Here is a 13,729-nt window from a genome sequence, read left to right as displayed (position 1 = left end):
GTGCGGTCCCGCCATGCCCACCACCGTCGTCAACCGCCGGGCCGTGCTGCTGCTGTGCGGCACCACCGCCGGCTTCCTGCTGCTCGACATCCACAAGGTGTCGATCGCCGTGCCCGCGATCGAGCGCGCCCTGCGGCCCGGACCGGCGGGCATCCAGCTGATCCAGGCCGCCTACGTCGTCTGCTTCGCCATCACCCTGGTCCCCGCGGGCCGCATCGGCGACGCGGGCGGGCGACTCGCGCTCGCCTACGCGGGCACCTACCTCTACCTGGCCGCCGGCGTGCTGTGCGCGGTCGCGCCGACCGCGGGCTTCGTCATCACGGGCCGCGCCCTGCTCGGTGTCGCCGCCGGACTGCTCATGCCCCAGGTGATGGGCATCGTCCAGCAACTGTTCCCCGCGGCCGAACGCGGCAGGGCGTTCGGCGTCTACGGCATGTGCGTGAGCCTGGCGACCGCGCTCGGCCCGAGCCTGGGCGGGCTGCTGGTCACCACACCGCTGCTGGGCTGGCGAGGCGTGTTCGTGATGAACGTCCCGGTGGGCATCGCCCTGCTCGTCGCGGTGCGCACCCTGCTGCCCGCCGTCGGTCGTGACCAGGGTGGGCGGCGCACGCCGGACATCGACGTGGTCGGTTTGGCGCTGGGCAGCCTCGCCCTGGTCGCGTTGCTGACGCCGTTCATCCTCACCACCGGTCGCCCGTCCGACGTCGGCGCGCGGTGGCTCGCGCTGATCCCGGCGGTCGTGCTCGCGGCGCTGTTCGCGACCCGGTCACGGCGACGCGTCGCGGCAGGCCGCTCCGGCGTGATCGACCCGGCCCTGCTGCGCATCCCGTCGTTCCGCAACGGCGTGCTCGTCTCCCTCACCTGGTTCGCCGCCGGGCCGGGCGTCGCGCTCGCGCTGACCGTCTACCTCCAGGAAGCCCGCGGCGTCACACCCTTCCTGGCGGGCCTGGTGGTGCTGCCGTCGTCGGCCACGTCCGTGCTGGGCGCCTGGCTCGGCGGCCGGTACGTGACCAGGCTCGGCCGGCTGCTGACCGGCACGGGCATGCTCCTGGTGCTCGCCGGCACCCTGGGCACGGTGGCGTTGGCGCACTCGGACCTGTCCACCGCGGCCGTGCTGGCGGTCATCCCGGCGCTGCAACTCGTGCAGGGGCTCGGCGGCGGGCTGGTGGTCTCGCCCAACCACTCCATGACCCTCGTGGACGTCCCGCCCGCACAGGGCAGCGCGGCGGGCGCGATCGGCCAACTCGGCCAGCGCGTCAGCAACAGCACCGGTGTCGCGACCGCGTCGATGGCGTACTACTCGACGATCTACGGCGCGGGCTCCACACTGGCCGACGCCCCCGCCCGGCTGCACCGCGACGCACTCGACCGGGCCACCGCGGTGTCCTGCCTGTTCCTGTGCGCGGCGATCGTCGTCGTGGCCGTCGACCTGCGCCGCCAGAACCGGGCGCGCCACGGGGTGAACGCCACCGTCGCGACTCCTCCGAATTCGCGCTCGTCCTTCCCGCGCCGCTAACGGGGCGTTCGTCGGCCGAGGACTACCGCGACCTGCCGGACGCCCTCCGATCCCGTCCCGGGCGGACCAGCGTGGTGACCAGGCGGACCGCCGCCACGAGCAAACCCGGTCCCAGGGTGATGATCCACAGGTTCCGCGGTCCGTCGAGGACGGCGATCAACACCACCGACACCACCACGTGCAGCAGGAGGAACGCCGCCCTCGTTCGCGGGCCCCCTATCCTCAGCGCCGCGATCGCCACGGACGCGACGGCGATGAGCACCAGCAGTGCGATGACGACCATGCGCGGCTCACTGGCCCCAACTGTGCGACGGGTCGGTGGCCAGGTTCCGGTCCAGGCAGAAGTGCGCCCTGGCGGGGTTGGTTCCCGGGTCCTGGGGCGGTGCCGCCGTGATGTTCCAGGGGTTGCCCGACCTGTCCGTCGCGGCGTCGCACGGCCCGTACGGGTTCGGCCACAGCGGGAACGTCTGGTTCGGGTCGGGCAGCGCGCTGAACTTCTTGAAGTCACCGCGCCAGACCGGCTGGTTGCTGTTGGAGAACCCGCCGTTCAGGTTCATCGCCCTGCCGTTGTGGTACAGGTACTGGTCGGGCATCCAACTCGCCCGGAGCAGTGGCCGGTCCACGACCTTCTGGATGGAACCGTCGGCGCACGCCTTGAAGTTGAGCTCCTGCCAGATCGGCGGGGCCTGGGTGAAGATGCTGGACTCGGCGCCGACGAGCACACCGTCGTCGAAGAACATCTCCCGGACCGATTCCGCCAGGTCGGCGACGTCGTCCGGCACGCGGGAGTCGCCCTCCAGCCGGTTCACCCACGCCTCCATGTTGTCCACCGGGCCGGAGTTGCCGAGCATCGGGCGGTAGCCGATGGACCCGCCGGACACCGTGATCGCCGCGACGCAGACCGCGTTGTCCGTCGACGGCGCGCCGGTCGAGTCCACCGGGACCGGCTTCTTGCCGGCGTAGGCGTAGGCCCTGCCCGGCAGGATGCCCGTGGACGTCGGGGTGGCCCTGGTCGACACGCCGTTGTGGGTGTTGAGGTCCTGGATGGTGTAGCTCAGGTCCGGCGGCGCGATGCCGTAGTCGGAGTTGATCGCCCGCATGAAGTCCATGAAGAACTTCGGCAGGTGCGTGTTGCCGGTGCGGTGCTCGTACACGGCGTACTCGCTGCCGGTGACGATCCTGCCGTCCGGTCCGACGACGAAGGTCACCGTGGCCTTGGTCCGGATCTTGATGCGGTCGTCGTTGTCGAAGTGCCCCGGCCGCTGGTCCGTCGTGGGCCGGTCGGTGTACGGCTGGGCGAAGCCGATCCACGTGCCCAGGCTGGTGCCGTCCGGGTGGTTGGTGGGATCGGTGCCCGCCGTGGTCACCTGGTTGCGCCAGCCGGTCATCGCGGTCCGCAGGTTCGCCGGCACGCAGCCCGACGTGGGCGAGCCGGCGCAGCTGCCGAGCCCGAGGATCTTCGAACTCGACGAGTTGCCCCAGTCGTGCAGCGACTGCCGGTTCGCGAGCGGACCCGCCAGCCAGGAGCTGGGCGCCTCCGTGTCGATGTTCTGGTCCTCGTCGAACACCGCCACGGACTCGACGCTCTCCTCCTTGAACGTGCCGGGCACCGGGATGAACGCCATGGCGTCCCACGCGATCCGCTGGCTGCCGTCGCCGTCGGGGGTGACGTTCCCGAGGCTGACCGTCGGGGTGACGCCGTCGAACATGAACGTGCCGATGTTCACCCAGCGGTTGCCGCTGCCGACGCCCTGGTCGACCACCCGGCTGCCACCGCCGCGCACGGCGTTGACCTCGTAGTTGGCCGAGCGGGTCCGGGCACCCGGGTCGGGGACGTGCGCCATGAGCCGCATCGGGCCGTTGTGCGTGCGGTCCAGCCGCCACGTCCCGACCGCCCGCCGGGCGGTGTCGCGGTGGGTGTTGCTCATCCAGAAGTGCGCCCCGTAGGCCGCGCCGAGCTGGTGCACGTCGATCTTGCCCGGGTAGGTGCCGTTCGACGCCGCGCTGAAGGAGAACCGGAAGGTGCCGTTGCTCACCGACCTCGTGCACCCCGGCCGGACCGCCGGCACCGACTGCGGGATGTTGTCCACGACGAGCGCGTTGCCGGGCAGTCCGCTGTTCGAGCACACCGGTGGGTAGCTGGTGGCGTCGTCCTGGTAGGCGTAGCCGGGTTCGAAGCGCAGCAGCTCGTTGCCGCAGGTGGTCGCGCAGTTCGACTTCCAGGTGTTGGACGCGTGGTACCAGCACTTCAGGTCGAACCTGCCCGCGGCGTTGCGGTGCGCGCACGGCCCGGCCGGCTCGCCGATCACCTCGGGGTCGTTCGGGGTGTGCCGGGCGCCCGGCTCGCAGTTGTTGCTGCTGTCGCAGAACTGGTTGACCGGCGGCTTGACCAGCCAGCGGTCGGTTTCGGTGAGCCACCACGCCGGCCGGTAGCCGGCGACGAGCGTGCCCGGGGTCTCGATGAGCTCGATGGGGTGACCGGCCCAGCCCATCACCTTCTCCGGGTACGGCCAGTCCTGCGGGTGGGCCGCGTCCTCGTAGGAGGCGTCGAGGAACGGCGTCCGGTTGGCCGGGTAGCGCGGGTTGACCGGGTTGTTCAGCCAACCGACGCCCCAGGCCCCGTCGTTCTGGCCGGCGGTGGACTGGGGGTGGAAACCGGAGTTGTACGCCCACACCGCGAAGAACCAGTTCTCGATCCGCGCCGGGTCGCCGTTGTTGACCACGAGGTTGGCGCCCCGGGTCTGGTTCCACTTGTCCTGGAGGACGCGCAGGCCCGCCGCCACGTTCGCGGCGAAGTCCAGCGCCACGGCTCGCTGGGAGTCGTACGGCAGGGCGACCTCGCCCGGTTTGGTCTTGCCGGCCAACCGCATCCCGTCGGTCATCTGGGTGATGCCGTAGCCGCAGTCGGCGTCGGCCCAGTTGATCGTCCAGTCGTCACCGGAGTTGTCGTTGTAGTAGTCGATGCCGAAGTAGTTGCCGATCAGCGGGTTCGCGGTCACGCCGGGCACCGCGAAGCGGGCGGCCTGCCACATGTTCGACTCCTGTGCGGTGATGCCGAGCATCACCTGTGCCGGAACCCTGCCGCCGCCGGTGAGCGCGCGCGGCGGGAACAGCCCCTGGGGAGTGTAGGCCGGCATTCCCAGGTTCTTCCAGTTCGCCGGCCGCGACACGGTGAGCGAGTTGGTGATCGCCTGGTCGACGGCCCACTCCACCTGCCTCGGCTTGGGCTGCACCGCCTGGTTGCGGGGGTCGTTGCGGGCGACCGAGCAGTACCGGGTGTCGCCGTCCGCGGGATCGTCGTCGAGGGCGCGGGTGGCCAGGTCGTCACCGCGGGCCTCGACCAGCGCGGGGCTCAGCGCCGACCCCTCGTTCTCCGACCCCTTCGCGAGCGCGGCGAGGGTGAACTCCGCACCGGTCACGAGGGACTTCGCGGTGATCTCCACCTGTTGCGGGGTCAGCGGGTCGACCCGCGGCGCCCTCGGGTCGACGGCGTGGACGCGCTTGACGGAGGTCACCGCGACCTCTCCGTCGAGGGAAGGGGTGGCGCCGGTCGTGATGTCGACGATCGCGACGTTGGGCGGGGTGGTGGCGACCGCGGTGGTCTTGCGGCCGGTCACGAACACCCTGCCGCCCCGCCCGCTGGTGACGCTCACGTCCATCAGGCCGCCGGTGGCGAGCGTCTCGACCTCGGCCACGCCACGCGCGGCGACCACCGCACGCCGGACCGAGGCGGTGTCGCCCTCCTCCTGCTGCATGAACACCACACCGCCGTCGGCGTCGGCGGCCACGCGGAACGGCACGCCGACCGCGGGCGCGAGGACGCGGCGCTCGCCGTTCCGCTCGACCCGGACGAGCGCGCCCGAGTCGGCCGCGACGATGCCGTGGGGGGTCGGCACCGGCGAGGTGAGCTGGCCGGGCACGACGATCGGCGTGGCGAGCCGGCCGGTGTCGGTGTCGAGTTCGAAGATCCGGGTGCGGTCGAGGTCCTCGCCGGTGCCCTGGGTCAGCACGGCGGTCTCGCCCTGGCCGCACCCGGGGTTGAAGTACGCGAGGCTGACCTGCAACGGCAGCTTCCGCACCGCGCCGGTGGGGAGGTCGACGACGGCGACGAAGCCACCGCGGTCGGCCAGGTCGGCGCGGTTGGTGAAGGTGCGGGGCGCGTAGACGACGACCGCGCGCGTACCGGAGCCGGTAACGCACACGTTGCCGATCCAGGCGTCGGTCTCGAAGGCCGGCTCGATCAGCGTGGCTGTGGTCACCCAACGATAACCGGTGGTGGCGTCGGCGGTCATCAGGTGAAATCCGTTGCTGTCGCCGCTGCCCACGACCACGCGGTCGCGCGACTGCTCCCACGATTTTCCGAGAATGGCCGCCCGCTGCTCGGGGGCGATGGACGCGGTTGTGTCCGATGCCTTCTCGTCGGTGGAGGTGGTGATTTCCGGAGGTGGAACCGGCTCTGCGGAAGCCGTGGTCTGCGAGGTCGCGAGCAGTATCGAGGCAGCGGTCACCGCGATTGCTTTGACAAGCCGCATCCATTCCCCCAGGAGATGACGAACCGTGTGTCGAGGTATTCGAACAGAGGAGCCCGATGTGCGCACCGGCCCGCGTGGAAGTTTCCGCAGGAGCTGTTCGTGAAAAATTTGCGAAATGCTTGACGCGAACGTTAGTGGTTCTCGACGCGAACCGTCAAGACGGCCGAACGGGGGTTCCCGCACTCACCTCGCAAGTCTTTGTTCCTGGTGGCGCGTCATGCGGCCCCGGTCGGTTCCGCACCCTCGCCGTCGACGGGCGGCCACCGCATCGGACCACTTCTCAAGCCCTGTGCCATGTGACATGGTACTGACGTGTCCCCCTCCCTCCGGGTAGTCGTGGTGGGCGCGGGCATCGTCGGTTCGGCGATCGCCCGCGCGTTGGCCCGCGAGGGCTGCGCGGTCACCGTCGTCGAGCGCGGCCCCAGCGCCGGCGGCACCTCCGCCAGTGGCGAGGGGAACCTGCTGGTCTCCGACAAGGAGCCCGGTGCCGAGCTCCGACTGGCGCAGCGCTCGCTCGCCTGCTGGCTGCGCCTCGAGGACGAGCTGCGCGACGAGTTGCCCCCCGACTTCCCGAACCTGGAGCTGGAGCGCAAGGGCGGCCTCGTCGTCGCCACCACCGAGGCGGGCGCCGCGGCGCTCCGGGGGTTCGCCGCCGCCCACCGCGCCGTCGGGGTCCGGGCCGAGGCGATCGGGGGCGACCGCGTCCGCGAACTCGAACCCGACCTCACCCCGCACCACACCGCCGCCGTGTTCTACCCCGAGGACATGCAGGTGCAGCCCGTCATCGCCACCGAGGCGCTGCTCGCCGCCGCCCGCCGCCACGGCGCCGGGGTGCTCCAGGGCGTCGAGGTCACCGGATCGGTGCTCGACGGGGGCAGGGTGGTCGGGGTCGTGACCACGGCCGGCGTGCTGCCCGCCGACGCGGTCGTGCTCGCCGCCGGTCCCTGGTCCGGCGCGGTCGCGCGGCGGCTGGGGGTCGTGCTGCCGGTCGCGCCCCGCCGGGGCACCGTGCTGGTCACCTCCCGGATGCCCCGGCGGGTGCGGCACAAGGTCTACGACGCCGACTACGTGGGCGCGGTCGGCTCCGACGCGGCCGACCTGCGGGTCTCCGGCGTGGTCGAGTCGACGGCGGCGGGCACCGTCCTCATCGGCTCCTCCCGCGAGCGGCGCGGGTTCGACGAGCGGATCGGGACCGGGGTGCTCTCCGCCCTCGCCGCCAAGGCGCTGCTGCTGTTCCCCTTCCTCGCCGACGCCCAGGTCATGCGCGCCTACGGCGGCTTCCGCCCGTTCGTCCCCGACCACCTGCCCGTGATCGGCCCCGACCACCGGCTGCCCGGCCTGTGGCACGCCACCGGCCACGAGGGGGCGGGCATCGGCCTGAGCCTGGCCACCGCCGAGATCCTGCGCGACCAGGTCCTGCGCGGCGGGCGGGACCCGCTGGCCGACGAGTTCCGCCTGGACCGCCCGACCCTGCTCCCGCACCTCGGAAGGGCCGCCTGATGACGCAGATCCACATCGAGGTCGACGGGACCCCCGTCCGGGGCGTCGCGGGCCAGAGCATCGCCGCGCTCCTGCTGGCCACCGGCCGCACCTCCTGGCGCCGCACCCGCACGGGCCGCCCCCGGGGCGTGTTCTGCGGCATCGGCACCTGCTTCGACTGCGTCGTCACCGTCAACGGCCTGCGCGACGTGCGCGCCTGCCGCCGCCGCGCGGCCGACGGCGACCGCGTCGAGCTCCAGGAGGACGACCGTGCCTGACGTCCTGGTGGTCGGCGGCGGACCCGCCGGGATGGCCGCCGCGCTCACCGCCCGCCGCCACGGCGCGGAGCGGGTCGTCCTCCTCGAAGCGGACGACGACGTCGGCGGCCAGTACTGGCGGCACCCGCCCGGCCGGCACGCCGACCCCGGGGAGCGGCACCGCGGCCGGCCGCGCTTCTCGGACCTGCGCGCCGCCCTGCTGCGCGACCCCGGCTGCGAGGTCGTCACGAACGCCCACGTGTGGTCCGTCGACCGCCGCGACGGCAGGCCCCCGCTCGTGCACGCCCTCATCGGCGAGGTCGACGGGCAGACCCGCGCCCACCGCGCCTTCGACCCCGCGGCGCTCGTGCTCGCCACCGGCGCGCAGGAGCGGACCCTGCCGTTCCCCGGCTGGGACCTGCCCGGCGTCGTCACCGCGGGCGCCGCGCAGGCGCTGGCCAAGGGCGAGCGGGTGGCCGTCGGCCGCCGCGTCCTCGTCGCGGGCTCCGGCCCGTTCCTGCTGCCCGTCGCGGCCGGCCTGGTCGGCGTCGGCGCGCGGGTCGTCGGCGTGGTCGAGGCGTCCGGCCCCGCGCGGCTGGTGCGGGGCTGGGGCGCCGAGCCGTGGCGACTGGCCGCCACCGGCGGCAAGGCCGTCGAGCTGGCGGGCTACCTGCGGGTGCTCGCCGCCCACCGCATCCCCTACCGGTCGGGCGCGGCCGTCGTCGCCGCCCACGGCGCCGACCGCGTCGAGGCCGTCACCGTCGCCCGGCTGAACCCCGACTGGTCGCCGGTCGCCGGCACCGGGCGGCGGGTCGAGGTCGACGCCGTGTGCGTCGGCCACGGTTTCCTGCCGCGCGCCGAACTCGCCATCACGGCGGGCTGCGCGCTCGGCGGGGACGGCGCCGTCGAGGTCGACCACCGGCAGCGGACCTCCGTGCCCGGCGTCCTCGCCGCGGGCGAGCTGGGCGGTGTCGGCGGTGTCGACCTGGCGCTGGCCGAGGGCCTGGTGGCCGGGGCCGTCGCCGCCGGGGGAGAGCCCGCGCCCGCCGCACTGCGCCGCCGCGCGGTCTTCCGCGAGTTCGCCACCCGGCTCTCCGCCGCCCACGCCACCGGACCGGGCTGGCGGTCCTGGCTGGACGACGCCACCGTGGTCTGCCGCTGCGAGGACGTCACCGCCGGAACCCTCCGCCGGGCCGCCGGGGCGACCCGGTCCAGGGGGCTGCGCTCGCTCAAGCTCACCACCCGCGCCGGCCTCGGCCTGTGCCAGGGCCGCACCTGCGGCCCGGCCGTCGAGGACCTGCTCGCCGGCGTGCTCGACCCGGGTCGCACCGCCAACCGGCCCATCGCCGTGCCGCTGCGCCTCGGTGAGCTGGCCGACCACAACCGCACCGGCAACCGAGAGGACGTCCCATGAGTTCCGGACCGCCGTCCCTGCGCGGCGTCGTCGTCGCCACCGCCCTGCCGTTCAAGGAGAACCCCGCCGCGCCCGCCGGCCTGGAGGTCGACTACGACCGCTACGCCGAGCACTGCGACTGGCTGATGGCCAACGGCTGCGACGGCATCGGCGCCAACGGCTCGCTCGGGGAGTACTCCGCGCTGACCGACGCCGAGCGCCGCGAGGTCGTCAGGGTCGCCGTCGAGGCGGTCGGTGACCGCGGCGTCGTCGTGGCGGGCGTGCACGGTCCCGGCTGGCACCAGGCCAGGCACTGGGCGGAGCTGGCCGCCGAGGACGGCGCCCACGGCCTGCTCGCCCTGCCGCCGACGATGTACCGGGCCGACCGCGCGCAGGTCGTCGAGCACTACACCAGGATCGACGAGGTCGGTCTGCCCGTCATGATCTACAACAACCCGGTCGACACCAAGGTCGACCTCGTGCCGGAACTGGTCGCCGAGATCGCCGGGCTGCCCAACGTCCGCGCCGTCAAGGAGTTCAGCGGCGACGTGCGCAGGGTCTTCGAGATCGCCGAGCTGTGCGACATCGACGTGGTCGCCGGCGCCGACGATGTGCTCTTCGAGCTGGTGGCCGACGGCGCCGTCGGCTGGTTCGCGGGCTTCCCCAACGTCTTCCCCGCCGAGTCCGTCACCCTCTACGAGCACATGCTCGCGGGCCGCCTCACCGAGGCCAGGCAGCTGTACGAACGCCTCGTCGCGTTGTTCCGCTGGGACTCGCGTACCGAGTTCGTGCAGGCCATCAAGCTCTGCATGGACGAGGTCGGCCGCTACGGCGGACCGTGCCGCCCGCCGCGCGGCCCGCTCACCGCCGAGCACGCCACGCGGGTGCGCGCGGACCTGCGCCGGGCCGTCACCGGCATCGAGGCGCTGCGCGCCGTCGAGGTGGTCTGAGGTGCGCGCGTCGCGGATGTTCTCCGCCGTCGACTCGCACACCGAGGGGATGCCGACCCGCGTGGTGACCGGTGGCGTCGGCGTCGTCCCCGGCGCCACCATGAACGAGCGACGGCTGCACTTCGTCGAGCACCTCGACCACGTGCGGCGGTTGCTGGTCAACGAGCCGCGCGGCCACTCGGCGATGAGCGGCGCGATCCTCCAGCCGCCCACGCGCCCCGACGCGGACTTCGGCGTGCTCTACATCGAGGTGTCCGGCTGCCTGCCGATGTGCGGGCACGGCACGATCGGGGTCGCCACGGTCCTGGTCGAGACCGGCATGGTCGAGGTGACCGAGCCGGTGACCACGATCCGGCTGGACACCCCGGCCGGGCTGGTGGAGGTCGAGGTGGCGGTCCGCGACGGGCACGCCGACAGCGTGACCCTGCGCAACGTCCCGTCGTACTGCGACCGCCTCGACGAGGTGGTGGAGGTGCCGGGGCTCGGCGCGGTCCGCTACAGCCTGGCGTTCGGCGGCAACTTCTACGCGGTGGTCGACCTCGACCAGGTCGGGCTGCCGTTCGACCGCGCCCGGAAGGGCGACATCCTCGCCGCCGGGTTGGCGATCATGGACGCCGTCAACGCCTCCGCGCCGCCGGAACACCCGGAGATCGAGGGCGTCGACCACTGCCACCACGTGGAGTTCCTCGCGCCGGGCTCGGACGCGCGGCTCTCGCGGCACGCCATGGCCATCCACCCCGGCTGGTTCGACCGCTCGCCGTGCGGCACCGGCACGTCCGCGCGGATGGCCGAGCTGCACGCGCGCGGCGAGCTGCCGCTGGGGCGGGACTTCGTCAACGAGTCCTTCATCGGCAGCCGGTTCACCGGTCGCCTGGTGGCCGAGACGACCGTCGGCGGGCGGCCCGCGGTGGTGCCGACCGTCACCGGCCGCGCCTGGATCACCGGCGTGGGGCAGTACCTGCTCGACCCGACCGACCCGTACCCGGCGGGTTTCGAGTTCTGACGGGGCGGGCACCGCGCTCCCGACCGCCCCTTGCCGGTAGGGTTCGGTGCTGTGTGACATGGCACCACGAGGCGCACGCGCCCACGACAGGGGGAGGCCGCAGAGGTGAGGCCGTCGACCATCAGCCCGGTCGCCGCGGGCGCGAGCCTGCGCGGCACGGTGGAGGACGCGGTCGCCGCAGCCATCGTCTCGGGGGAGCTGGCACCGGGGACCCTGGTCACCGCGCCGACGTTGGCCGCCCGTTTCGGGGTCTCCGCCACGCCCGTGCGGGAAGCCATGCTCAACCTCCAGAAGCGCGGGTTCGTCGATGTGGTGCGCAACAAGGGTTTCCGGATCACCGAGGTCGGTGAGCAGGACCTCTGGGAGATCGTGCGGCTGCGCCAGCAGCTGGAGGCGCCGCCGATGCGCGAGATCGCCAGGACGGTGCAGCCCTCGGCGGTGGCCGGGCTGCGGGTCAAGGCCCAGGCGATAGTGGACGCCGCCGCGGCGGCTGATCTGGCCGCCTACCTGGCCGCCGACCTGGACTTCCACCTGCGCCTGCTGGAGCTGCACGGCAACCGCAGGCTCGTCGCGATCGTGGCGGACCTGCGCCAGCAGACCCGCATGGTGGGGCTGGCCGGCATGGTCGGCACGACCGAACTGGCCAGGTCGGCGGCGGAGCACCACAGCCTGGTCGACCTCCTGGAGGCCGGGGACGGGCGCGGGGCGGAAGCGCTGCTGACCGACCACATCGGCCACGTGCTCGGCTGGTGGAGCGGCAATCCCGAGGACTGAGACCGGGTGCGTTCGCCGAAGCCGCCCGGCACCGCGACGGGCTCGCCGCGCCGACCGGAAGCCTTCCCCCTCAGGTCGGGACGAGCATCGTCGCGACCGCGTCGGTGATCACCTGCCGCCGGTGTGCTCGTGAGGTGCGCGAGATCCGGTCTTCGAGTTCCGGGAGGACGAGGGCCCAGAGCAACGACATGTGCAGCACGAGGTTGAGCAGGTCGACCGCCTGCCGGGTCGAAGTCAGCGAACCCGTCGCCTGGGCGCGTCGGATCAGGGACAGCTCGTCCTCGACGGCCGTGGAGAGCGCGTCGAGCCGCTCCGCCCGGACCGCCCGTTCCACACTGCACCAGATCGCCAGGCGGGCGATCCGCGGGTCGTCCTCGTAGTGGTCGAACAGCCTGCCGGCGTAGGCGGGCAGGTCGTCGACGTCGATCGGCACCTCGGTGACGGCCCGGCTGACGACGCCGACCAGGACGGCGTCGAAGAGCCGCTCCTTGCTGCCGAAGTAGTGGTAGATCTGCGCCTTGCTGCTGCCCGCGGCGGTGGCTATCCGGTCGACGCGGGCACCGGCGATGCCGTGGGCGGCGAACTCGTCGGCAGCGGCGGTGAGCAGCCTCCGCCGAGTGGCCTCCGCGTCTCGTGCCATGACGGCGAACTTACCTCACTAACCGGTTGGATGATACTGGTCCGGCAAAACACCAGCTCAGGGGCGGGCCCGTTCCTTGCCGGTCGCGGTTGAGGACAGCTAACTAACCGGACAGTTGACTATCGCGTGTCCGCCGTTTAGGTTTCCAACCAACCGGTCAGTAGAGAGCCGGCCGGTTGTGCCGAGGGAAGAGAGAGCGAAGATGAGCGGGAACTCCCGGTTGCGGTCCACCGCCGCGGTACTCGCGGTCACGGCGGCACTGGTCACGGGCTGCTCGTCGACCGCCGCGGACCAGGCGGCGCCCGGCGACGCGGTGGCGCAGGTCGCCGGGCGTCCGAGGGTGGGCGTCGTGCTCGGCGGCGGCGGGGAAACCGGTATCGCCTGGCAGACCGGGGTCCTCTCGGGTCTTGCCGAGGCCGGGTTGACCCCGGCGGCCGTCGACGTCGTGGTCGGCACCTCCGCGGGTGCGCTCGCGGGCAGCTACTTCAGCGCCGGGCTCGACCTCGCCGGGCTCGTCGAGCGGGAACGCAGGGGCGAGGTCGCCACGGCACCCCTGCCCGCCGGCGAGGGGATGACCGCGATCCCGCCGGAGATCATCGCGGCGCTGGGCGCCACCGAGGGGACCATCGAGGAACGCGGCCGCCGGGTCGGCGAGTTGGCGATGAAGGCGCGCACGCCCATCTCCGGAGCCGACTTCGTGGGCTACGTGTCCACCATGCTGCCCGGTCCCGACTGGCCCGCGCTGGACTTCCGCCCCACGTCGGTGAACGCCGAGACCGGTGAGACCGTCCTGTGGAAAAGCACGGACGGCGTCGCCCTGGCTGCCGCCGTCGCGTCCTCCGCCGCGGTTCCGGGATTCCTGCCCACCGTGGAGATCGGCGGACGGCACTACACGGACGCGCCGCGCACCTCCTTCTCCGCCGCCCTGGTCGCGGAGAAGGGCTTGGACGCGATCGTCTACATCGGGATGCCGACGCCGAACCTGTCCAACACCGTCGAGGAGGCCGCGCTCGACGAGCTGGAGGCAGGCGGTCTGCGGGTCGTCCGGATCACCGGCGGCGAGGGATCGGAGGAGATCATCCGCGAAGCCCTCGACCCCGCGCTGCGACCCCGCGCCGCAGAACTCGGCCTGCGCGACGCGGCGGTCGCCGTCCCGGCGGTCACCGCTGTGCTGCACCCCTGACC

General features: G+C 72.9%; 11 protein-coding genes. 8 read left to right on the top strand and 3 right to left on the bottom strand.

The annotated features are described in order from the left end of the window. The first annotated feature begins 13 nt into the window (after positions 1-13). On the top strand, positions 14-1,516 hold the full coding sequence (locus tag ACFP3R_RS20615; RefSeq protein ID WP_380637980.1) for an MFS transporter: 1,503 nt from the start codon (positions 14-16) through the stop codon (positions 1,514-1,516). A 22-nt stretch (positions 1,517-1,538) separates the two neighbouring features. Here ACFP3R_RS20615 and ACFP3R_RS20610 read toward each other — a convergent pair whose 3' ends face one another. Further along, positions 1,539-1,799 carry a hypothetical protein gene (locus ACFP3R_RS20610; protein WP_380637978.1) on the bottom strand — a complete coding sequence of 87 codons (261 nt, stop codon included), beginning with the start codon at positions 1,797-1,799 and terminating at the stop codon, positions 1,539-1,541. Between the two features lie 7 nt (positions 1,800-1,806). Continuing rightward, a complete protein-coding gene (locus tag ACFP3R_RS20605) occupies positions 1,807-5,808 on the bottom strand; it encodes a golvesin C-terminal-like domain-containing protein (RefSeq protein ID WP_380637977.1) in 4,002 nt (1,333 codons plus the stop codon). Positions 5,809-6,360: 552 nt separating this feature from the next. On the opposite strand from ACFP3R_RS20605, the gene ACFP3R_RS20600 reads away from it, so the two are divergent. From ACFP3R_RS20600 to ACFP3R_RS20575, 6 genes are all read left to right on the top strand, one after another. Then, positions 6,361-7,548 (top strand): NAD(P)/FAD-dependent oxidoreductase, encoded by a 1,188-nt coding sequence (locus ACFP3R_RS20600; protein ID WP_380637976.1) that lies wholly within the window; start codon positions 6,361-6,363, stop codon positions 7,546-7,548. After that, positions 7,548-7,805: a 2Fe-2S iron-sulfur cluster-binding protein gene (locus tag ACFP3R_RS20595; protein ID WP_380637974.1), complete on the top strand. Its 258-nt coding sequence runs from the start codon at positions 7,548-7,550 to the stop codon at positions 7,803-7,805. Before ACFP3R_RS20600 ends, ACFP3R_RS20595 begins: the two co-directional genes overlap by 1 nt. Continuing rightward, on the top strand, positions 7,798-9,198 hold the full coding sequence (locus tag ACFP3R_RS20590; RefSeq protein ID WP_380637972.1) for an FAD/NAD(P)-dependent oxidoreductase: 1,401 nt from the start codon (positions 7,798-7,800) through the stop codon (positions 9,196-9,198). The genes ACFP3R_RS20595 and ACFP3R_RS20590 overlap by 8 nt, the downstream gene beginning before the upstream one ends. Continuing rightward, entirely contained in the window at positions 9,195-10,127 is a 933-nt protein-coding gene (locus tag ACFP3R_RS20585; protein ID WP_380637970.1) for a dihydrodipicolinate synthase family protein, read from the top strand. Before ACFP3R_RS20590 ends, ACFP3R_RS20585 begins: the two co-directional genes overlap by 4 nt. A 1-nt stretch (position 10,128) precedes the next feature. Further along, positions 10,129-11,130, top strand: a complete 1,002-nt coding sequence (locus ACFP3R_RS20580) for a proline racemase family protein (protein ID WP_380637969.1) — start codon at positions 10,129-10,131, stop codon at positions 11,128-11,130. 105 nt (positions 11,131-11,235) lie between these two features. Then, positions 11,236-11,904: a GntR family transcriptional regulator gene (locus ACFP3R_RS20575; protein WP_380637967.1), complete on the top strand. Its 669-nt coding sequence runs from the start codon at positions 11,236-11,238 to the stop codon at positions 11,902-11,904. Positions 11,905-11,974: 70 nt separating this feature from the next. Here ACFP3R_RS20575 and ACFP3R_RS20570 read toward each other — a convergent pair whose 3' ends face one another. Next, on the bottom strand, positions 11,975-12,544 hold the full coding sequence (locus ACFP3R_RS20570) for a TetR/AcrR family transcriptional regulator (protein WP_380637965.1): 570 nt from the start codon (positions 12,542-12,544) through the stop codon (positions 11,975-11,977). Positions 12,545-12,746: 202 nt separating this feature from the next. On the opposite strand from ACFP3R_RS20570, the gene ACFP3R_RS20565 reads away from it, so the two are divergent. Further along, entirely contained in the window at positions 12,747-13,727 is a 981-nt protein-coding gene (locus tag ACFP3R_RS20565) for a patatin-like phospholipase family protein (RefSeq protein WP_380637963.1), read from the top strand. Positions 13,728-13,729 lie beyond the last annotated feature (2 nt).

This window comes from Saccharothrix lopnurensis (assembly GCF_042658445.1).
In the GTDB taxonomy this organism is placed as follows: Bacteria; Actinomycetota; Actinomycetes; order Mycobacteriales; family Pseudonocardiaceae; genus Actinosynnema; species Actinosynnema lopnurensis.
The sequence above is the reverse complement of the archived record's forward strand: the minus strand, read 5'-3'. Positions and strand labels throughout refer to the sequence as shown.

Coding starts and splice junctions, on each gene's coding strand:
- ACFP3R_RS20615 (WP_380637980.1), top strand. CDS start 14: ATGCCCACCACCGTCGTCAACCGCCGGGCCGTGCTGCTGCTGTGCGGC.
- ACFP3R_RS20610 (WP_380637978.1), bottom strand. CDS start 1,799: ATGGTCGTCATCGCACTGCTGGTGCTCATCGCCGTCGCGTCCGTGGCG.
- ACFP3R_RS20605 (WP_380637977.1), bottom strand. CDS start 5,808: ATGACCGCCGACGCCACCACCGGTTATCGTTGGGTGACCACAGCCACG.
- ACFP3R_RS20595 (WP_380637974.1), top strand. CDS start 7,548: ATGACGCAGATCCACATCGAGGTCGACGGGACCCCCGTCCGGGGCGTC.
- ACFP3R_RS20585 (WP_380637970.1), top strand. CDS start 9,195: ATGAGTTCCGGACCGCCGTCCCTGCGCGGCGTCGTCGTCGCCACCGCC.
- ACFP3R_RS20570 (WP_380637965.1), bottom strand. CDS start 12,544: ATGGCACGAGACGCGGAGGCCACTCGGCGGAGGCTGCTCACCGCCGCT.
- ACFP3R_RS20565 (WP_380637963.1), top strand. CDS start 12,747: ATGAGCGGGAACTCCCGGTTGCGGTCCACCGCCGCGGTACTCGCGGTC.